Source organism: Janthinobacterium sp. TB1-E2 (genome assembly GCF_036885605.1).
Classification (GTDB): Bacteria; Pseudomonadota; Gammaproteobacteria; order Burkholderiales; family Burkholderiaceae_D; genus Janthinobacterium; species Janthinobacterium aestuarii.
This window is the reverse complement of the sequence record NZ_CP142523.1, coordinates 376,274-396,976: the sequence shown is the minus strand read 5'-3', so window position 1 is coordinate 396,976 and position 20,703 is coordinate 376,274. Positions and strand designations below refer to the sequence as shown.

Genomic DNA, 20,703 nt, shown 5'->3' with positions numbered 1-20,703 from the left:
CGCTTGCGCCGGCCTTTTTCATTTATGTGATCGCCAGCCGCGCCGCCCTGTCGCCCCACCACGCGGCCTCTTCAAATACGGAAAAGCCCGACAGATCGGCATGCGCGAACAGGATCGCCCCATCGTGTTCGCGCAAGGCTTTGAGCCCCGCATTGCTGCGAAATCCCGGCAACGGCGCGGCCATGGCGTGGCCGCGCACGGTGATGTCGACCCGTTCGACGCAGCTGGCGAAATCGCGCCCGTACGCCGTCTTCAAATCGACGCTGGCCAGCGCCAGCAATTCTTCGGGGCTAGCCGTATCGAGCCACTTGCGCGCTTGCTGCGGTGTGCGGTCGGACAGGGCCACGTAGGCGCTGAAAACGGTTTTCTCGGGCGGGCGCACGCGGATGTCCTGGTGCGTGGAGACGACATAGCCGAGGCCAGGCTCCTGGTACACGACGTTGTCCCAGCACAGCGGTGCGTGCGGCAGTTCGTCAGGAAAACGCTTGAGCAGGAAATTGGCCACCATCCACGGCGCATACGCGGGCGTGTCGCGCTTCGCGTCAAAACCATAGCCGGCGATGTTGTCCACCACGCGCGCCGCGACATACAGCGGCATGGCGCAGATGGCCTTGCGCGCCTTGACCAGGTAGGTGCGCGGCTGGCCATCGACCAGCTCCAGGCACAGCGCCTCCACGCCGCTGGCCGTCGTCGTGAGGGAAACCACCGTGCCCGCATGGCGTTGGACACCCGAGGCCTGCTCCATGGCCGTGGCGACCGGCTGCATGCCACCCGGCCAAGTCAGCCAGGCGCCATTGCCCGCGTTGGCCGCCTGGCCCCAGCGGCTGCAGTAGTAATGCAGGCCGGCCCAGGCCGACACCTGGTCGTAGCGCGTGCCGTAGTCGTCGCGGCAGCAGTAATTCAGATACCAGTGCAAGGTGGGCGAGGTGTATCCCTCGCGCTCCATCCACTGTTTCAAGGTGATGGTATCGAGCGCCTGCCAGGCCGGGTCTTGCGACGATTCCACGGTAGGAAAAACGAAGACGCGCTTGCCGTCGTTGCCATGCGCCTGGCGCAGGCGCCGCACGTCGGCAAAGAAGCGCTCGTGCTGCGCCAGCTCCTCGGCGGAGATGCCTTCGGTGGGAATGAAGCCATCCTGCCACTGGCCGTTGAACAGCAAACGCTCCTCGGGCGCATGCAGGATGTAGCGCTCGTCGTAAGTGGGCTTTTCCGCCTGCGGATCGCGCTCGATGATGCCCAAGTCGAACAGGATCTCGCGCACATGCGTCGATTCGGGCGACGGCAGCGGCAGGTAATGGCCCCCCGTGGGATAAGCGAGATCGCCGAAGTGGCCGCCGGCCGCGTTGCCGTAGGGCTGCGGGCCATCGACCATGAGGAAATCCTTGTGCCCCAGTTTATTCAGCCGCCAGGCGGCCGTCAGGCCGGCGATGCCCGAGCCGAGGATGGCCACGTCGGTGCGCAAGGTGCGTGAAGGTGGCGGCAGCGCCTTGCGCTCGCGCAGCAGCTCACGCAAATAATGGCCCTCGCTGCGGCCTGGGTACAGCACCCTGGGCGTGATTTCCTGCCAGCGCAGGTAGGCGGCGATGCTGCCGATGCCAGCGGCGGCCGCCGCTGCCGTGCCGCCGGCGGCCCACAGCATGAAGGAACGACGCTGCATCAGCGGATCACCCGGTTCCAGTCCTGCTCGAATTCATGCACGAGCGACTGGGTGTTGAGGCGGTTCGGCGCCATCGGCAGCGGCTGCATGTCGGGCGGGAAGATGAACATTTCGCGCGTGGTGTCCGCATTCAGGTAGCGCATGGGCAGGCGGTATTTCGTCGGCGGTGTGTAGTCGAGCTGCGGCGAGGCGAGGATAAAACCCCATTCGCCGAACGAGGGCACGTAGGCATGGTAGGGCCAGGTGCGCATGCCCACTTCGCGCAGGGTCGAATTGATGGTCCAGTAGGCGTGCGGGGCAAAGAACGGCGACGTTGATTGCACCACCATCAAGCCCTTGGCCGCCAGGTGCTTTTTCACCAAGTCGTAGAACGGCACCGAATACAGTTTGCCGAGCGCGAAGCTGGACGGATCGGGGAAATCGACGATGGCCGCATCGAACATGTCGCCGTTATTGCGCAGCCAGACGGCGGCATCGGCATTGACGACGGTGACGCGCTTGTCCGAGAACGAGCCGTTATTCAGCTTCGCCAGTTCCGGGCGCGTGGTGAACGCGGCCGTCATGGCGGGGTCGAGGTCGACCACGGTGACGTGTTCGATGTGTGGATAACGGAGGATTTCGCGCAGGGCCAGGCCATCGCCGCCGCCCAGCACCAGCACGCGGCGCGCCCACGGCAAGGCTTCCAGTACCGGATGCACGAGCGCCTCATGGTAGCGGTACTCGTCGCGCGAGGAAAACTGCAAATTGCCGTTGATGTACAGCCGCGTATCGTCCTTCCAGCGCGTGATCACCAGGCGCTGGTAGGGCGTGGTGGTGGAATACACGATCTGGTCGCCGAACAGGCCATGTTCTCCCCAGGCCACCATGCGGTCGGACATGGCAAAGCCGGCGATCAGCAGCAGCATCACGGCGCAGGCGCGCAGCAGACGCCCCGTGAGGTTCTTCAGCTCCGCGCGGAAGACATAGATGCTCCACAGGCCCACGCCCACGTTGAGCATGCCGAACAAAAAGCCCGTGCGCACCAGGCCCAGATACGGCGACAGCACCAGCGGGAACAGCAGGGAAACGGCCAGCGCACCCAGGTAATCGAAGGTGAGCACGCGGCTGACCAGCTCGGAAAATTCCGTCTGGCGCGTATTCAGGGCGCGCATCACCAGCGGCACTTCCATGCCGACCAGTGCGCCGATCAGGAACACCATCACATACAATAAGGTGCGAAATGGCGCCGCCATCCACGAAAACGTCATGAACAGGATGGCGGCCGACAGGCCGCCGATCAGGCCCACGGCCAGTTCGATGTCGACAAAGCGCGAGAGCACGTCGTCGTCCTTCACGTACTTGGAAAAGTGCGCGCCTACGCCCATGGCAAACAGGTAGCAGCCGATGATGGTGGAAAACTGCAGAATGGAGTCGCCGAGCAGGTAGCTGGACATGGCGCCAGCGATCAGTTCATACGCGAGGCCGCAGGAGGCGACCACGAAGACGGACAAAATCAGAATCTTTTTGTTCATTGGACTTTTTTTTGTTCTAATATGCGTTGACGTTATCAAATACTCATTGCGAGGAAAGCCGTGCCCGCCATCCTAAACTATCTGATCCATCTTATACTGGCCGCCGCGCTGCTGATTGCCTTTTTTATCATTTACACGCGCGTCACGCCGTATAACGAAGTGCTGCTGATCCGCCAGGGTAACCACGCGGCGGCCCTGTCGCTGGGCGGCGCGCTGCTGGGCTTTTCCGCCACCATCGCCTCGTCCCTGATGCACACGGCCGACTACCAGCAATTCTTTGCCTGGGCCTTCGGCGCCATGGTGGTGCAATTGCTCGCCTATGTGGTGACCACGCGTTTGCTGCGCATGTCGAAAGACCAGATCGAATCGAACAACAGCGCTTTCGGCGGCCTGCTGGGCGCCATTGCCCTGTCGATCGGCGCCATCAACGCCGCCTGCATTTCCTGACACCGCTTTATCTTTTTCAAGGACATTCATCATGAGCCTCGGCAGCTTTATCAAGAAGCAGTTTATCGACGTACTGCAGTGGAACGAAGAGACGGAAGGCGTGCTGGCCTGGCGCTTCCCCATGCAGGATTTCGAGATCCAGAACGGCGCCATCCTGAATGTGCGCGAATCGCAGGTCGCCGTCTTCGTCAATGAAGGCAAGATCGCCGACGTCTTCGGTCCCGGCACGCACAAGCTGACGACGCAAACCTTGCCGCTGCTAACCAACCTGAAAAACTGGGACAAGCTGTTCGACTCGCCATTCAAGTCGGACGTGTATTACTTCAGCACGCGCGTGCAGACTGGCCGCAAGTGGGGCACGCCGCAGCCAATCACCATCCGCGACAAGGATTTCGACATGATCCGCGTGCGCGCCTTCGGCATGTATTCGTACCGCATCGCCGACGCCCGCACCTTCTTCACCGAGATCAGCGGCACGCGCGAAGTCTATACGCGCGACGAGGTGGAAGACCAGTTGCGCGGTATTTTGATGTCGAGCATGGCCAGCTCGCTGGGCGGCGCGAACGTCCCTTTCCTCGACATGGCGGCCAACCAGGCGTTGATGGCGCAGGAAGTCAAGGATGGCCTGGCGCAGGCGTTTGCCCGCTATGGCGTGGGCCTCGATGAATTCAACGTGGCCAGCATCAGCCTGCCCGAGGAATTGCAGGCGGCGCTCGACGAACGCATCTCGGCCGGCATGAAGGGCGGCCTGGGCGCCGACAAGATGAGCGGCTACACGAAATTCCAGGTGGCCAATGCGATCCCGCTGGCGGCGCAGAACGAAGGCGGCATGGCCGGCATCGGCGCGGGACTGGGCGCCGGGCTGTCGATCGGCCAGGTGATGGCGCAAAGCATGGGCGGCGCGCTGCAGCAGCAGGCACCGGCGGCGCCGCCAGCCCCCGCGGAAGAACCGATCGAGGCGCGCCTGGAAAAACTCAAGGGCTTGCTCGACAAGGGTCTCATTTCGTCGGCCGACTACGACGGCGCCAAGGCTGAACTGCTGAAAAAACTGATCGGCTAAGCGCGACTGCATGCAAACTGTTTCCTGTCCCAGCTGCGGCGCGGAAGTCCGCTTCCGCTCGCACGCTTCCGTGCTCGCCGTCTGCGAGTACTGTCACAGCACCATCCTCAAGGACGCCGATTCCGTCAGGGACGTGGGCAAGATGTCGGCCGTCCTGGAAGACTATACGCCGATCCAGATCGGCACGGCCGGCGTGCACGATGGCGTGCACTTCACGGTCGTCGGCCGCATCCAGCAGCGCTACAGCGCCGGCACGTGGAACGAGTGGTATCTGCTGTTCGATGACGCCAGCACGGCGTGGCTGGGCGACTCGTCCGGCCTGTACACCCTGACACGCGAGCGCAGTACGCAAGATACCTTACCCGTCTTTGGCGAGCTGGCGCCGGGCAAGCGCTACACGATCTGCGGCGAGCCGTACACGGCGGCCGAGATCCGCAACGCCGAATGCATCGCCGGCCAGGGCGAATTGCCGTTCAAGGTGGGCGCAGGCTGGCGCATCCAGGTGGCGGACTTCCGCAACTACGCCAGCTTTGTCACGCTCGACTACACGGATGGCCCGCAACCGGTCGTCTACCAGGGCGTCGCCGTCACCCTGGACAGTTTGAAGTGCCAGTTGCTGCGCGACGACGACGCCATCGCCAAAAGCGCCGGCAAGTACCGCGGCAAGCTCGATGCGCTCGACTGCCCTTCCTGCGGCAACGGCATCCACTATGTGCCCGGCGCGGCGGCGCAGCTCGTGTGCCCCGCCTGCCACGCGCAGCTCGACGCCAGCGGTCCGGAAGCGCAGGTGCTGGCCATCGGCAAGCAAGTGCACGACAACGCCGACATCTCCCTGGAACTGGGCGCCAGCGCGAAGATCAGCAATGTGGACTTCACGGTCATCGGCATGATGCGCCGCGCCGACGACGAAGGCAGCGAGTGGAACGAATATCTGCTGTACAACGCGCGCGCCGGCTTCTTCTGGCTGGTGGAGACGGACGATGGCTGGTCGCGCTCGAACGTGCTGCCGAACTGGCCCAACTGGGCGTCGCTGGACGCCGATACCTGCACGCTCGATGGCGCCACCTACCGCAAACTGTATGACTACGGCTCGCAGGTCGTGTATGCGGCGGGCGCCTTCAACTGGAAGGTGGCCGTCGGCGACAGCACGCATGTGCATGAATTCGAACAGGGACAGACCAAGCTGGCGGCCGAGATCACCGGCGAGGAAATGACCTGGTCGCGCTCCGTGCCCGTCGCCTATGACCAGATGGCCGCCTGGTTCGGCGCCGCCTTCCATGGCGGCGACCAGGTGCGGAATATCCAGCTCAGTCACCGCGGCATCGCCAAGGTCTTCATCGTCATCGTGCTGGTGCTGAATGCGATCCCGATGTTCGTCTCATTCTCCAGCACCTTGATGTGGAGTTTGCTGGGCTGCCTGGCGCTGTTCCTGCCTGCCGCTTTTCTCGACAAGAATGCAAAGAATCCCCCATGAGTAAATACGTGATCTATGCCCTGATGGTGACCTTCAGTGTCACGGCCGCCAACTGGGTCCGCATGTTCAAGGTGGCCGGCAGCAGCAGCGGCAGCAGCTGGAGTTCGCGCACGGGCAGCGGCGGCGGCAGCTATGGCGGCGGCTCCAGCGGCGGCAGCCACAAATAAGCATGGCGTCCACACCGCATCTGCCCCTGGGCACCCATCTGCTGGCCGACCTGTCGGGCATCGCGCCGGAGCCTCTGCGCGACGGCGCCGAGCTCGAGCGCCTGCTGCGCGACGCCGCCATCGCGGCCGGCGCGCAAGTGCTGCACGGCCATTTCCACAGCTTTGGCCCGGGTCAGGGCGTCACGGGCGTGCTGCTGCTGGCCGAATCGCACATCTCGCTGCATACCTGGCCCGAGGTCGGCTTTGCCGCCGTCGACATCTTCATGTGCGGTGCGGCGCGGCCGCAGCTGGCGCTCGACATCATCAAGGAGGCACTGCAGGCCGCGCATTGCCAGCTGCAATCCATACGCCGTGCGCCGCCCGGGCATTCCTAGCGTCGCTGGTGGATCGCGTGGGGATCGCTTACACTGTCGGCTCATTCCCCCAACCGTGACTCCCATGCGCCGTTCCGCCCTCCTTGCCCTGCCCCTGCTGCTGCTGGTTTCCGCCTGCGATGACTACACGGCGTCCAGCCTGTACCAGGCCACCACGCCCGAGTGCAAGACGTGGACGGAGGGCTCGCGTTTCGAGCTGCCGCGCGGTATCAGCATCTACGCCACGCCGCCCGTCACCCTGAAGGAAGGCGGCACGGAGCTGGCGCTGATCTTTACCTTGCCCGTCGGTACGCAAGCCAGTTTTACTCGCCTGTCCTTCCTGCTGGAAGAACCGAAACAGCCGCCCTTCGCGCAAGCCAAGATACTCACCATATACCAGCGCGGCATGAACCAGAAGGCGGAGATCGTCGACGTCATCGAGCAGCTGCCCATCATGTTTTCCGCCGTCGGCAACAGCAAGGAAACGCAATGGCGCCTGCGATTGCAACTGCCGCGCCAGCTGCCGCAGCGCTTCGATCTGTCGATGCCCGACATGCTCGTCGGCGGCAAGCGCTATCCGGTGCGCACGTTTACGTACCGCTATTTCCCCGAACGCCAGGCTTACGGCATGTGCAGCTGAGCCACACCCTCTGTTGACGGCGGCGCAGGCCGCTGGCACACTGGCGTTTTCCATCACACAACAGGAGTAGACAACATGCGCCATTCGGATACTGCCGTGCTGTCGGCTGCCTGATCACCGTTTTTCCCCGCTAAGTTTTTTAGCCCGCACTTCCCCATACGCTGATCGCGTAGCCGACTTCCCCTTCTTTCGTGCCAGTCATCGCGACTGGCGGTGCCTGCACGCGCAGGCTACACGTCCGCACGCGGACGACAGAATCTGGAATCACGCTACCATGATCGCATTCGATTTTGCACAACTACGCCTTATCGGGCTGCAGCAGGCCATCGCCAGCGCAGCCACCCAGCTCGACATCTCTTCCCCCGCCGCGCAGCTGATGCGCGTTTGCGCCGTGCACCGCGACAGCATCATTGTGCACGATGGCCTCCTGGAACAGCCGGCGCAGATCCTGCCGCGCCTGCTGCACGACTTGCAGGCGCAGGACACCATCCTCACGGTGGGCGACTGGGTCGCCGCCGAAGCCGATGGTCACGGCACGCTGTGGATAACGGCGCACTTATCCCCAGTCACGCAGATCGCGCGGAGCGGCAATGACGGCCGGCGCCAACTGCTTGCCAGCAATGTCAATACGGCCCTGCTGGTGATGGGACTGGACGAGGATTTCAATCCGCGCCGCCTGGAGCGCTATCTGGCCATCGTGCTGGCGGCCCAGGTCAGCCCCGTAGTGGTGCTGAGCAAGGCCGACGTGGCCGACGACGTGCCGGGCAAGCTGGCGCAGCTCAGACAGCGCCTGCCGCCCCACGTGCCCCTGTTTGCCATCGATACGCGCCATGCGTATGACGTGGCCATCCTGGAACCGTGGTTGGGTGCAGGCCAGACCCTGGTGCTGCTCGGTTCATCGGGCGCCGGCAAGTCCAGCCTGACCAATACCTTGTGCGCGGTGGAGCAGGCAACCAACGGCGTGCGCCATGGCGACGGGCGCGGCCGCCACACGACGACGGCCCGCTCGCTGCACCTGTGCGCCAGCGGCGCCTGCATCATCGACACGCCGGGGCTGCGCAGCTGGCGCGCCGATGCCGATGCGCAGACCCTGGCGGCCACCTTTGACGACATCGCGGCGCTGGCGGCGGCGTGCCAGTTCCGCGATTGCCGGCATGCGAGCGAACCCGGTTGCGCCGTGCGCGGCGCCGTCGATGGGGACCGCCTGCGCAATTATCACAAGCTGCTGCGCGACGCGCGCCGCATCGACGAGACGCCGCTCGAGCGCATTGCCGCGCGCGCCAGGTGGAAGACGGTATTGAAGGCGGGACTGGAAAGGGGAAAGGACAAGCGCCGCTGATTTTTACTGAAATTCGTTTGCTGAAAAAAAAGGCAGCCCGAAGGCTGCCTTTCTTGCGCGGCGCAGTGATTACATCTTGCGCAGCTTCTGGATCGCTGCCAGCTGCGCAATTGCGCTGGCCAGCTCGGCTTGCGCTTGCGCGTAGTCGATGCCCGAATCCTTGTTGTGGATATTTTCTTCCGCCAACTTCTTCGCTTCCAGCGCTTTCGCTTCGTCGAGGTCGTGACCGCGGATCGCGGTATCGGCCAGGACAGTCACGGTATCCGGTTGCACTTCCAGCAGGCCGCCGGCAACGAAGACGAACTCTTCTTCAGCCTGGCCGACTACCTTGATGCGGACCGCGCCCGGACGGATGCGGGTAATCAAAGGCGTGTGGCGTGGGTAGATACCCAGCTCGCCCTGTTCACCCGGCAACGCGACGAATTCTGCTTCGCCTGAAAAAATCAGTTCTTCAGCGGAAACCACGTCAACGTGAATTGTGTGTGCCATGTGTGTCCTATCGGGTTGAAGAACCCCGCCTTCTGAGGGGCGGGGTTAGGCCCAGACTTAACTTAGTTAAGTTTCTTGGCTTTTTCGATTGCTTCTTCGATCGTGCCGACCATGTAGAACGCTTGTTCCGGCAGGTGATCGAGTTCGCCCGAAGCGATCATTTTGAAGCCCTTGATCGTGTCTTTGAGCGAAACGTATTTACCAGGCGCGCCGGTAAAGACTTCAGCGACGTGGAAAGGCTGCGACAGGAAACGCTGCATCTTACGTGCGCGGGCGACCAGCAGTTTGTCTTCCGGTGCCAGCTCGTCCATACCCAGAATCGCGATAATGTCGCGCAATTCCTTGTAGCGTTGCAGGGTCGTTTGCACGGCACGCGCGGTGTCATAGTGCTCTTGACCAACGATCAACGGATCCAGCTGACGCGAGGTCGAATCCAGTGGGTCCACGGCTGGGTAGATACCCAGGGAAGCGATGTCACGCGACAGCGCAACGGTCGAATCCAAGTGAGCAAACGTGGTAGCAGGCGACGGATCGGTGTAATCATCGGCTGGAACGTAGACGGCCTGGATCGAGGTGATCGAACCGGTCTTGGTCGACGTAATACGCTCTTGCAGACGGCCCATTTCTTCAGCCAGGGTCGGTTGGTAACCCACAGCCGACGGCATACGGCCCAGCAGTGCCGAGACTTCGGTACCAGCCAGCGTAAAGCGGTAGATGTTGTCGACGAAGAACAGAACGTCTTTGCCTTCATCACGGAACGATTCAGCGATCGTCAGGCCGGTCAGCGCGACGCGCAGACGGTTACCTGGCGGTTCATTCATCTGACCGTAGACCATCGCGACTTTGGAGTTCTCTGGGTTTTCCAGATCAACCACTTTCGCGTCAGCCATCTCGTGGTAGAAGTCGTTACCTTCACGAGTACGCTCACCAACACCGGCGAACACGGACACGCCGCTGTGCGCTTTGGCGATGTTGTTAATCAGTTCCATCATGTTCACGGTCTTGCCTACGCCAGCGCCGCCGAACAGACCGACTTTACCGCCTTTTGCAAACGGGCAAACCAGGTCGATCACCTTGATGCCGGTTTCCAGCAGTTCTTGCGATGGCGACAGTTCGTCGTATGCAGGAGCGGTGCGGTGGATCGACGCGATCTGCTCGTGCGACACGGGGCCGCATTCGTCGATCGGGTTGCCCAGCACGTCCATGATGCGACCCAGGGTTGCTTTACCGACTGGCACCATGATAGGTTTGCCGGTGTTCTGGATCATCATGCCGCGACGCAGGCCATCGGACGAGCCGAGTGCAATGGTACGGACAATGCCGTCACCCAACTGCTGTTGTACTTCCAGGGTCAGTTCCGAGCCTGCCATCTTCAAGGCATCAAATACCTTAGGCATCGCGTTGCGGGGAAACTCAACGTCCACCACAGCGCCGATACACTGAACGATTTTGCCATCAGCCATGTTCGTTCCTTCAATATAGTTAAATTCGTTTAAACCGCAGCCGCACCGGCGACGATTTCGGAGAGTTCTTTGGTAATCGCAGCTTGGCGGGTCTTGTTGTAGATCAGCTTCAATTCGCCGATCACACTACCCGCGTTGTCGCTTGCAGCTTTCATCGCGACCATCCGTGCCGATTGCTCGGACGCCAGATTCTCCGCGACTGCCTGGTACACCAGCGCTTCTACATAGCGCTCCAGCAATTCGTCGATGATGCTTTGTGCATCCGGCTCGTAGATGTAATCCCACGAGTGTGCGCTCTTGTCGGCGACCATCTTGTCGGCCGTCAGGGGCAGCAATTGCTCCACGACTGGTTCCTGTTTCATCGTGTTGATGAATTTGGTGTAGCACAGGTACACTGCATCGATCTTGCCTGCCTGGAACTCTTCGAGCATGACCTTGACGGGTCCGATCAGTTTGTCCAGGTGGGGCGTATCACCGGTCTGAATGGCAGAGGCGACGATCTTGACGCCGATGCGATTCAAAAAACCCAAACCCTTGTTACCGATGGCAACTGCTTCAACCCGGTTGCCAGCTGCTTCCAGCTCGCGCGACTTCGACGTCACCTGGCGCAGGATGTTGGTGTTCATGCCGCCGCACAGACCCTTGTCGGTCGTGACAACGATGAAACCCACTGCCTTCGCTTGCGTACCCTGGGCAGCTGCCAGGAACGGGTGCGTGTATTCCGGATTGGCATTCGCCAGATTGGCGGCGATATTCCGAATCTTGTCACTGTAGGGACGAGCGGCCCGCATCCGGTCTTGCGCCTTGCGCATTTTGGACGCGGCGACCATTTCCATCGCCTTGGTGATCTTCTTCGTATTCTCTACGCTCTTGATCTTGCCTCGTATCTCTTTGCTTGATGCCATGAGTCCTTACTCCTTCTGCGCGTAGGGCGGCGCCTCACTCGAGGTGGGCGCCGCCTGGCCGCTTAATATGCGCCGGATTTCTTGAAATCAGCAATGGCCGCCGACAGAGTTGCTTCGCTGTCTTTGTCGAGTTGCTTGGTTTCTTCGATCTTGGCCAGCAGAGCAGCTTGCTTGGTCTTCATGTAAGCGTGGACACCAGCTTCGAACGACAGCACTTGCTTGACTGGCACGTCGTCCATGAAGCCTTTGTTCACCGAGAACAGCGATACGGCCATCAGCGAGATCGACAGTGGCGAGTATTGGGCTTGCTTGAGCAATTCCGTTACGCGGGCACCACGGTCCAGCTGCTTGCGGGTCGATTCATCGAGGTCCGAAGCGAACTGCGCAAACGCGGCCAGTTCACGGTACTGCGCCAAGTCGGTACGGATACCGCCGGACAGGTTTTTGATGACCTTGGTCTGGGCGGCGCCACCGACGCGCGATACGGAAATACCGGCGTTAATTGCAGGACGGATACCGGCATTGAACAGCGAGGTTTCCAGGAAGATCTGACCGTCGGTAATCGAAATCACGTTGGTTGGAACGAATGCGGACACGTCGCCAGCTTGCGTTTCAATGATCGGCAGTGCCGTCAGGGAACCGGTCTTGCCTTTGACGGCGCCGTCGGTGAACTTCTCGACGTAGTCGGCGTTCACGCGTGCTGCGCGTTCCAGCAGACGGCTGTGCAGGTAGAACACGTCGCCTGGGTACGCTTCGCGACCTGGTGGACGGCGCAGCAGCAGCGAGATTTGACGGTATGCAACAGCTTGTTTGGACAGATCATCGTAGACGATCAGTGCATCTTCACCGCGGTCACGGAAGTATTCGCCCATGGCGCAACCGGAGTACGGCGAGATGTATTGCATGGCGGCCGATTCCGAAGCGGAAGCGGCGACAACGATGGTGTATTCCATCGCGCCGTGCTGTTCCAGCGAGCGCACGATGTTCTTGATCGACGAGGCTTTTTGGCCAATCGCGACGTAGATACATTTCATGCCCTGGCCTTTTTGATTGATGATCGCATCAATCGCCACAGCCGACTTGCCGGTTTGACGGTCGCCGATGATCAGTTCGCGCTGGCCGCGGCCAACTGGAACCATCGCATCGATCGACTTCAGGCCGGTTTGCATCGGTTGCGAAACGGATTCACGGGCGATCACGCCCGGTGCGATTTTTTCAATCGCGGCCGTCAATTTGGTTTCGATGGCGCCTTTGCCGTCGATCGGCTGACCCAGCGCGTTGACAACGCGGCCGAGCAGCTCAGGACCGACTGGCACTTCCAGAATGCGGCCGGTGCATTTCACCGTGTCGCCTTCGGAGATGTGCTCGTAGGCACCCAGAATCACGGAACCGACGGAGTCGCGTTCCAGATTCATTGCCAGGCCAAACGTGTTGCCTGGGAATTCCAGCATCTCGCCTTGCATCACGTCCGACAAACCGTGGATGCGGCAGATACCGTCGGCGACGGAAATAACCGTGCCTTGATTACGCACTTCAGCGCCGCCGTCAAGACCTTGGATCCGGCTCTTGATCAACTCGCTGATTTCAGATGGGTTGAGTTGCATACTAACTCCTAAAAGTGTTTCTCTCAGCTTGCGCGAGGGGTAAGGGTCTGTCTAAGCTGGCCTGCCGAAGCGCGTGTCTTACGACACCAGTGCAGCGTGCAGTTGCTGCAACTTGGCGCGCACCGAGGTATCGAGCACCTGGTCGCCAACGACCACGCGCACGCCGCCGAGCAGCGATGGATCCACTGTGACGGCAGGGTTGAGCTTACGACTGAATTTCTTTTCCAGCGTTGCGACCAGCTCGGCCGTTTGGCCTTCGCTCAGATCGAAAGCGCTCGTGATCTCGGCGTCAGCCGCACCTTCCAGGCCATTTTTCAAGGCATGGAATTGCGCGCCGATTTCCGGCAGCAGGCTGATGCGGCCATTTTCGATCAACATCGTGACGAAGTTTTTCACTTCCTCATTGAGCGGCGATTTCAACAACGACAGGATGGTGGCGGCGACGTCGCTTTCCGAAACTTTCGGATTGCGCGCGTACGCCTGTACCTCGGGGTGGCTACCGATCTGTGCCAGTTCGGACACCAGCTCGGACCACGCCGCGAGGTTGCTTGACTCCTTACCAGCTTGGGCTACGCGGAACAAAGCTTCCGCGTAGGGACGGGCGACGGTTGCGAGTTCTGCCATGATTACAGCTCGACAGCAAGACGCTGCAACATTTCGGCGTGAGCCGTAGCGTTAACTTCACGCTTCAAGATCTGCTCGGCACCCTTGACAGCCAGGTCAGCCACCTGAGCGCGCAATTGTTCGCGTGCTTTCGACAGTTGCTGTTCGGCGTCCGACTGGGCTTGCGCAATGATACGCGCAGCTTCAGCTTGTGCATTTTGCTTGATCTCTTCAGCAACCAGCTGCGCGCGCTTTTCAGCGTCCGCAACGCGTTGCGACGCTTCTTCACGTGCACTGTTCAATGCCTCTTGCGCACGCTTTTCAGCGACTGCCATCGAAGCTTGACCTTGATCGGCCGCAGCCAATCCATCCGCGATTCGTTTGGCACGCTCATCCAGCGCATTGTTCAGCGCTGGAAATACGAACTTCATCGAGAACCAGACCAACACCGCGAAGGTGATCATCTGGCCGATGAGCGACATATTGATGTCCATACCTTTGCTCCTAACTAAAAGTTTCTCCTAGGGTTGGAGCGAATTACTGAGCAACAGCCGTCAGAGCGGACAGGAACGGGTTAGCGAACGTGTACAGCAGAGCAACACCAACGCCGATCATCGAAATAGCATCCAGCAGACCAGCGATAACGAACAGTTTGGTTTGCAGTTGTGGCATCAGTTCTGGTTGACGTGCCGAAGCTTCCAGGAATTTGCCACCCAAGATAGCGAAGCCCAGAGCGGTGCCGATTGCGGCCAGGCCGATGATGATTGCTGCTGCCAGAACGGTCATGCTTTGTACTTGTGCGATCAGAGCTTGCATAAAATTCTCCTAAATTTAAAAACGAAAGATACTAAAAAAACAAAATATAAAGTTAATGATTAATGTTTCTCAACCGCAAGGCTCAGATACACAACCGTCAACGCCATAAACACAAAAGCTTGCAAAGTTACAATCAAGATATGGAAAATTGCCCATGGACCACCCAACGCCCACTGTGCCCACCAAGGCAACAACGCGATCAAGATGAAAATCAGTTCGCCGGCATACATATTGCCGAACAGTCGCAGCGACAGGGAGATCAGTTTTGCAACCAGCTCAACCATTTGCAGCAAGAAATTGACAGGTGCCAGGGCGATCGTGCCGATCAGGCCGCTCGCATGGAACGGTGCCGTGAACAGTTCCTTGATCCAGCCGCCCAGGCCCTTGGCCTTGATCGAGAAGGCGATCACGCACAGCACGACCGACAGCGACATGGCGAAGGTGTGGTTGACGTCGGCGGTCGGCACGGCGCGCAGTTTATGCACGCCAAACCAGCTCAGAATCTTCGGCAACAGGTCAACCGGCAGGAAGTCCATCGCGTTCAGCAACCAGACCCACACAAAAATAGTGATGGCCAGCGGCGCGATGACCTTGCTTTTCGCGTGGAAGGCCCCATTAATAGTGTCATTGACGATTTCCATGACCATTTCGACGAAGTTTTGCAACTTGCCGGGGACACCAGCCGTCGCGCGGCGCGACGCCATATAGAAAACAGCCAGGAAAACAAAGCCCAGAATGGCCGAAATCCAGAACGTATCCAGATTGATCATGCCGTCGGCACTTCTCAGGTGGGCCAGATGGTGACTGATGTATTCTGTGGCGTTGGCCGGGGCAGCATGGCCCGCTTCAATAGCGTGTTCTGTGGTCATAATGAATTTAGATTTGTCGTTTCAGAGCTCAACAGGCCCCAAAACCAATGATTAAACAGCGAGCAATGAAAACCAGTATGCTAAGGTTGCCACCGCGAAACCCAAGATCAGCCATAACCAGGCGGCCGACTGAAACAACACCAGTGCCAATATAAACAGCACCGCTGTGATAAATATTTTCACCACTTCTGCGCGCAAATGCGCCCGGAATGCCTTATTGGCGTCGCTAGAACCGCGAACTACCAACAGGGCATACACCAGGCTACCGATGACTGCGATAGCGCCGCCGTATGCGGCGGACCAGCCTCTGACACTGCCACCGAAAAACAGGGTGACCGTGGCAAAACTGATAGCGATTGCTAGCTGCAAGGCAACTACTTTGTAGACTGGCTTGGCAATACTTTGTTGTGAATCACTCAATTGCCAAGTTCCCAGAAAAATCTACACACGCAAAGACACGGGATTATAGTTGGCTTTGATCTATAGAGTCAAACGTTGCTGCACCGCAGCAGGGCAATTGCTGCGTGAAACTGACGCTTTACCGACTATTCGCCGCCATTTGCACCACTATATGGCAAAGCCGCTTGTCTGGCCGCTCCCAGCCGTGTTATCAAGGAATCACGTGGTGCATCCGGAAAGCATGGCCCGATTGTCCACACCCGCATGGCCCCTGTCTTTGCAGCTTGCTATTTAACCACGCAAGCGGGTCAACAAACCATCCAGTACGTCAAGATCGGCAAAATCAATCACCAATTGGCCACGGCCCTTGTTGCCCATCTTGAACACCACGGGCGTGGCCAGCGCATCGGACAGCTCTTCTTCCAGGCGCGCGATGTCGCCCGACTTTTCCTTTTGCCGCGGCTCGACCGGGTTGGCCGCTTCCTCGACTGTGCGGGTAACGAGCTTTTCCGTTTCGCGCACGGACAGGCGCTTGGCCACGACCTGATTGGCCAAGGTGATCTGGCTGGCCGCATCGACGGCTAGCAGCGCGCGCGCATGGCCCATGTCGATATCGCCGGCCATCAGCATGGTTTGCACGGGAGCGGCCAGGTTCATCAAACGCAACAGGTTCGACACGGCGCTGCGCGAGCGTCCCAGCGCAGTGGCCGCTTGCTCATGCGTAAAACTGAAGTCGGCGATCAGGCGGTGAATGCCCTGCGCTTCTTCCAATGGATTGAGGTCTTCGCGCTGGATATTCTCGATCAGCGCCATGGCCGCGGCGGCCAGGTCGTCCACATCGCGCACCAGCACCGGCACTTCCGTCAGGCCGGCCAGTTGCGAGGCGCGGAAACGGCGTTCGCCGGCGATGATTTCATATTTGACAAGTCCGCTCAAGGTGTCTTGCCCGATCGGGCGCACCAGGATCGGCTGCATCAGCCCTTGCGCCTTGATCGAGGCGGCCAGTTCGTTCAAGGCCCCCTCGTCCATGCGCGTGCGCGGCTGGTATTTGCCCGCTTGCATTTGCGACACGGGCAAGTTCGACGGTTGATTCGTGTCCGGACTGGCGAAGTCGCCACCTCCGCCGCCCAACAGGGCGTCGAGTCCGCGACCCAATCCTTTTAATTTTTTCGTAGCCATGCTGTCCTAATCGTGTTTTCAGAGTAAGCGCTTACATCATGAAGTGCAAACGCCCGCCCCTTGTTTACATATGTTTGATGCGTTCGACCATCTCGGCGCCGAAGGCGATATACGCCTGGGCACCTTTCGAGCTGGGGTCGAAGGTCACGCCAGGCAGGCCGTACGACGGCGCTTCGGCCAGACGTACGTTGCGCGGAATGATGGTATTGAACACCTTGTCGCCGAAGTGCTGTTCCAGCTGGGCCGACACCTGTTGCGATAATGTCATGCGTGGATCGAACATCACGCGCAGCAAGCCGATGATCTTCAGATCCGGGTTCAGGTTCGCATGCACCTTCTTGATGGTGTTGACCAGGTCGGACAAGCCTTCCAACGCGTAGTACTCGCACTGCATCGGGATGATCACGCCATGCGCGGCGCACAGGCCGTTCAAGGTCAGCATCGATAATGCCGGTGGGCAATCTACCAAGATGAAATCGTATTCGCCGTCCACTTCGGCCAGCGCATCCTTGAGGCGGCGTTCGCGGTTGTCCAGTTCGACCATCTCCACTTCCGCGCCGGCCAGCTCGCGGTTCGACGGCAAGACATCGAAGCGCCCCGCTTCCGAACGCTGGCGTGCCGTCTTGACATCGGACTCGCCCAGCATCACTTCATAGGTCGACGCCTTCAGGCCGGCCTTGTTGATGCCGGCGCCCATGGTCGCATTGCCCTGCGGGTCGAGGTCGACCAGCAGCACGCGCTGGTTCAACTTGGCCAGACCGGCGGAGAGGTTGACGCTTGTTGTGGTTTTACCAACACCACCCTTTTGATTTGCTACACAAAAAATTTTGGCCATGTATCTTCTAGTTGTAAAGAGATGCAAACTTCATCATGCGCCCCGGCATTGGACCGAAACGATTTATACTATTTATTTAATTTATACGATATAAATCGTTTATACGGTTTATATTATTTATACGGTATAAACTGTTTATATCATTTATTTTCGACTTTTAAATTCTTGCTATAAAGACCAGATGACGCTCTGCATTTAGCCCTGGCACCTGGATAGCGCGTAATTCCCTCACTTTCCAGTCTGCCGGCAATCGCTCTCTCTCGTCTGGCGGTGCCACCCCTTTCAAGGCGATATATTGCCCGCCCTCGGCCAGCACGTGGTTCGACCAGTTGACGAAGTCGGACAGGTCTGCAAAGGCGCGCGAGGTGATCACGTCGAATTTCTGCTGCACTTCCAGCTGTTCCACCCGTTTCGTGTACACGGTGACGTTGCTCAGGCCCAGTTCGGCCTTCACTTGCGTCAAGAATGCCGTCTTTTTATGCACGGTATCGATCATCGACACCTTGATATCGGGCCGCGCGATGGCCAGGACCATGCCCGGCAAGCCGCCACCGGCGCCCACGTCGAGCACATTCTTTGCATCCGCGAACGCCGGCACGGCGGCCAGCGAATCGAGCACATGCAGGGTCAGCATCTGCATAGGATCGCGCACCGACGTCAGGTTGTACACACTATTCCATTTGGCCAGCAAGGCCAGGTAATCGAGCAGTTTTTCCGTCTGATCCGCGCTCAGGTCCAGCCCCAGCGCGGCGATGCCTTCATTCAAAATGGGGGCCAATGCGGCCCGGTCAAACTGCTTCATTCAACAACCTCGTCCTTTAAAGTGGTGGTCTGCGCGGCGCCAAAGCCGCGCTTTTTCAGGTGCACCAGCAGCAGCGAAATGGCCGCCGGCGTCACGCCCGAAATGCGCGATGCCTGGCCCAGGGTTTCCGGGCGCTGCTTGTCGAGTTTTTGCCGCACTTCGACCGACAGTGCGCCGATATCGAGGTAATTGAAACCTTCCGGCAAGGCCAGGTTTTCATAGTGTTCGTGGCGCTCGATTTCCTTGCTCTGGCGCTCGATGTAGCCCGCATATTTGAGCTGGATTTCCACCTGTTCGCGCACGGCGGGATCCATCACGCCGGGACCGGCCAGGGCCTGGCCTTCCATGCCCGTCATGCTCATCAAGGTGTCGTAGGCGACGTTCGGGCGGCACAGCAAGTCCGCCAGCGAGTACTCGCGTTCGATGGCCTGGCCCACGATACGTTCCGATTCGGCGGCCGCCAGGATGCGCGGATTGACCCACGTGGAACGCAGGCGCTGCAATTCCAGCGCCACCGCTTCGCGCTTGGTCTCGAACGCTTGCCATTGGGCGTCGCCGACGCAGCCCAAAGTGCGGCCGATTTCCGTCAGGCGCATGTCGGCATTGTCTTCGCGCAGGCTCAAACGGTATTCGGCACGGCTGGTGAACATGCGGTACGGTTCCTGCACGCCCTGAGTGATCAGATCGTCGACCAGCACGCCCAGATAGGCCTCGGAGCGGCCTGGTACCCAGACTTCCTTGTCCTGCGTCAGCAAGGCCGCATTCAGGCCCGCCAGCATGCCTTGCGCGGCCGCTTCTTCGTAGCCGGTGGTGCCGTTGATCTGGCCGGCGAAGAACAGGCCGGCGACGGCCTTCGTTTCCAGCGACGCCTTCAAGCCGCGCGGGTCGAAATAATCGTATTCGATGGCGTAGCCAGGACGCAGGATATGGGCGTTTTCCATGCCCTTCATCGACTGCACCAGGGCGATCTGCACGTCGAATGGCAAGCTCGTGGAAATGCCGTTCGGATAGAACTCATGCGTCGTCAAGCCTTCCGGCTCGAGGAAGATCTGGTGCGATTCCTTGCCCGAGAAACGGTGGATCTTGTCTTCGATCGAGGGGCAATAACGGGGGCCCACGCCTTCGATCACGCCCGTGTACATGGGGCTGCGGTCCAGGCCGGCGCGGATGATGTCGTGCGTCTGGCTATTCGTGTGCGTGACCCAGCACGGCACCTGGCGCGGGTGCATGGCCGTGTTGCCCATCACGGAAAACACAGGCACGGGATCGAGGTCGCCCGCCTGTTCCTGCATGACGGAAAAGTCGATCGTACGGCCATCGATGCGCGGCGGCGTCCCCGTTTTCAAACGGCCCTGCGGCAGCTTCAGCTCTTTCAGGCGGGCCGACAGCGAGATGGCGGGCGGGTCGCCGGCACGGCCAGCCGAATAATTATTCAAGCCCACGTGGATCTTGCCGTCGAGGAAAGTACCGGCCGTCAGCACGACGGCGCGCGCAAGAAACTTCAAGCCGATCTGCGTCACGGCGCCGACGACCCGGTCGCCTTCGACGATCAGATCATCGACCGCTTGCTGGAACAGCCACAGATTCGGCTGGTTTTCCAGGCGCGTGCGGATGGCGGCCTTGTACAAAATACGGTCGGCCTGGGCGCGCGTGGCGCGGACTGCCGGGCCTTTCGAGGAGTTCAGGATGCGAAACTGAATGCCGGATTCGTCGGTGGCAATCGCCATCGCGCCGCCCATGGCATCGACTTCCTTGACCAGATGGCCCTTGCCGATGCCACCGATGGAGGGGTTGCACGACATCTGGCCCAGTGTCTCAATATTATGCGTGAGCAATAGCGTCTTCTGCCCCATACGGGCGGAAGCGAGGGCCGCCTCGGTACCGGCGTGACCACCGCCGACAACGATGACGTCGAATTCTGTAGGAAATAACATGATAAATAGGTAACAGTGCAAGTAAAAATGCGGGAAGAGAGCTCCGATTATAGAGTCTTTTTGCAAGCGCAACCTTCCACGGGCCAATTTTTGCTTAATTTTTACTCAGCAAGGGCAAGTCAGCGGCGATTTTTGTTTCACGTGGAACACGCAGCGG

General features: G+C 59.9%; 22 protein-coding genes. 7 read left to right on the top strand and 15 right to left on the bottom strand.

From position 1 onward, the window contains the following. Positions 1-22: 22 nt before the first annotated feature. On the bottom strand, positions 23-1,657 hold the full coding sequence (locus tag OPV09_RS01725) for an NAD(P)-binding protein (RefSeq protein WP_338680307.1): 1,635 nt from the start codon (positions 1,655-1,657) through the stop codon (positions 23-25). Further along, entirely contained in the window at positions 1,657-3,168 is a 1,512-nt protein-coding gene (locus OPV09_RS01720) for a polyamine aminopropyltransferase (RefSeq protein WP_338680306.1), read from the bottom strand. Before OPV09_RS01720 ends, OPV09_RS01725 begins: the two co-directional genes overlap by 1 nt. Positions 3,169-3,228: 60 nt before the next feature. On the opposite strand from OPV09_RS01720, the gene OPV09_RS01715 reads away from it, so the two are divergent. The 7 genes from OPV09_RS01715 to rsgA all read left to right on the top strand — a co-directional run bounded on the left by OPV09_RS01715 (position 3,229) and on the right by rsgA (position 8,648). Beyond that, positions 3,229-3,615: a DUF350 domain-containing protein gene (locus OPV09_RS01715; RefSeq protein WP_034752720.1), complete on the top strand. Its 387-nt coding sequence runs from the start codon at positions 3,229-3,231 to the stop codon at positions 3,613-3,615. A gap of 31 nt (positions 3,616-3,646) precedes the next feature. Then, on the top strand, positions 3,647-4,675 hold the full coding sequence (locus tag OPV09_RS01710; protein ID WP_338680305.1) for an SPFH domain-containing protein: 1,029 nt from the start codon (positions 3,647-3,649) through the stop codon (positions 4,673-4,675). Positions 4,676-4,685: 10 nt separating this feature from the next. Then, positions 4,686-6,149, top strand: coding sequence for a DUF4178 domain-containing protein (locus tag OPV09_RS01705; protein ID WP_338680304.1), 1,464 nt, complete (start codon positions 4,686-4,688; stop codon positions 6,147-6,149). After that, positions 6,146-6,316 (top strand): hypothetical protein, encoded by a 171-nt coding sequence (locus OPV09_RS01700; RefSeq protein WP_157814714.1) that lies wholly within the window; start codon positions 6,146-6,148, stop codon positions 6,314-6,316. The genes OPV09_RS01705 and OPV09_RS01700 overlap by 4 nt, the downstream gene beginning before the upstream one ends. Positions 6,317-6,318: 2 nt before the next feature. Next, complete coding sequence (speD, locus tag OPV09_RS01695) at positions 6,319-6,690, top strand: adenosylmethionine decarboxylase (RefSeq protein WP_338680302.1); 372 nt, start codon at positions 6,319-6,321, stop codon at positions 6,688-6,690. Between the two features lie 64 nt (positions 6,691-6,754). Continuing rightward, the gene (locus tag OPV09_RS01690) at positions 6,755-7,309 is read left to right on the top strand and encodes a hypothetical protein (protein ID WP_338680301.1); all 555 of its coding nucleotides are present in this window, start codon (positions 6,755-6,757) and stop codon (positions 7,307-7,309) included. 274 nt (positions 7,310-7,583) lie between these two features. Next, on the top strand, positions 7,584-8,648 hold the full coding sequence (gene rsgA, locus OPV09_RS01685; RefSeq protein ID WP_338680300.1) for a ribosome small subunit-dependent GTPase A: 1,065 nt from the start codon (positions 7,584-7,586) through the stop codon (positions 8,646-8,648). Between the two features lie 69 nt (positions 8,649-8,717). On the opposite strand, the gene OPV09_RS01680 is transcribed toward rsgA, so the two are convergent. The 13 genes from OPV09_RS01680 to mnmG form a co-directional block, all read right to left on the bottom strand. Then, positions 8,718-9,137 carry a F0F1 ATP synthase subunit epsilon gene (locus tag OPV09_RS01680; RefSeq protein WP_034752707.1) on the bottom strand — a complete coding sequence of 140 codons (420 nt, stop codon included), beginning with the start codon at positions 9,135-9,137 and terminating at the stop codon, positions 8,718-8,720. Between the two features lie 62 nt (positions 9,138-9,199). After that, positions 9,200-10,600: a F0F1 ATP synthase subunit beta gene (atpD, locus tag OPV09_RS01675; RefSeq protein WP_034752705.1), complete on the bottom strand. Its 1,401-nt coding sequence runs from the start codon at positions 10,598-10,600 to the stop codon at positions 9,200-9,202. Positions 10,601-10,629: 29 nt separating this feature from the next. Beyond that, the gene (atpG, locus tag OPV09_RS01670; protein WP_034752703.1) at positions 10,630-11,505 is read right to left on the bottom strand and encodes a F0F1 ATP synthase subunit gamma; all 876 of its coding nucleotides are present in this window, start codon (positions 11,503-11,505) and stop codon (positions 10,630-10,632) included. 62 nt (positions 11,506-11,567) lie between these two features. Continuing rightward, positions 11,568-13,109: a F0F1 ATP synthase subunit alpha gene (gene atpA / locus OPV09_RS01665; RefSeq protein WP_034752701.1), complete on the bottom strand. Its 1,542-nt coding sequence runs from the start codon at positions 13,107-13,109 to the stop codon at positions 11,568-11,570. A gap of 78 nt (positions 13,110-13,187) precedes the next feature. Beyond that, the gene (locus tag OPV09_RS01660) at positions 13,188-13,733 is read right to left on the bottom strand and encodes a F0F1 ATP synthase subunit delta (protein WP_034752699.1); all 546 of its coding nucleotides are present in this window, start codon (positions 13,731-13,733) and stop codon (positions 13,188-13,190) included. A 2-nt stretch (positions 13,734-13,735) separates the two neighbouring features. Continuing rightward, positions 13,736-14,206, bottom strand: a complete 471-nt coding sequence (locus OPV09_RS01655; RefSeq protein WP_034752697.1) for a F0F1 ATP synthase subunit B — start codon at positions 14,204-14,206, stop codon at positions 13,736-13,738. Between the two features lie 43 nt (positions 14,207-14,249). Beyond that, positions 14,250-14,528, bottom strand: coding sequence for a F0F1 ATP synthase subunit C (gene atpE, locus OPV09_RS01650; protein ID WP_034752695.1), 279 nt, complete (start codon positions 14,526-14,528; stop codon positions 14,250-14,252). Positions 14,529-14,587: 59 nt separating this feature from the next. Beyond that, positions 14,588-15,397, bottom strand: a complete 810-nt coding sequence (atpB, locus tag OPV09_RS01645) for a F0F1 ATP synthase subunit A (RefSeq protein ID WP_046681851.1) — start codon at positions 15,395-15,397, stop codon at positions 14,588-14,590. A 51-nt stretch (positions 15,398-15,448) separates the two neighbouring features. Beyond that, positions 15,449-15,817: an ATP synthase subunit I gene (locus tag OPV09_RS01640; RefSeq protein WP_034752692.1), complete on the bottom strand. Its 369-nt coding sequence runs from the start codon at positions 15,815-15,817 to the stop codon at positions 15,449-15,451. A gap of 270 nt (positions 15,818-16,087) precedes the next feature. Continuing rightward, on the bottom strand, positions 16,088-16,975 hold the full coding sequence (locus OPV09_RS01635) for a ParB/RepB/Spo0J family partition protein (protein ID WP_034752690.1): 888 nt from the start codon (positions 16,973-16,975) through the stop codon (positions 16,088-16,090). A 64-nt stretch (positions 16,976-17,039) separates the two neighbouring features. Next, entirely contained in the window at positions 17,040-17,810 is a 771-nt protein-coding gene (locus tag OPV09_RS01630) for a ParA family protein (protein WP_034752687.1), read from the bottom strand. A 157-nt stretch (positions 17,811-17,967) separates the two neighbouring features. Next, entirely contained in the window at positions 17,968-18,612 is a 645-nt protein-coding gene (gene rsmG, locus OPV09_RS01625) for a 16S rRNA (guanine(527)-N(7))-methyltransferase RsmG (protein WP_072456007.1), read from the bottom strand. Then, positions 18,609-20,546 carry a tRNA uridine-5-carboxymethylaminomethyl(34) synthesis enzyme MnmG gene (gene mnmG / locus OPV09_RS01620; RefSeq protein ID WP_338680295.1) on the bottom strand — a complete coding sequence of 646 codons (1,938 nt, stop codon included), beginning with the start codon at positions 20,544-20,546 and terminating at the stop codon, positions 18,609-18,611. The genes rsmG and mnmG overlap by 4 nt, the downstream gene beginning before the upstream one ends. Positions 20,547-20,703 lie beyond the last annotated feature (157 nt).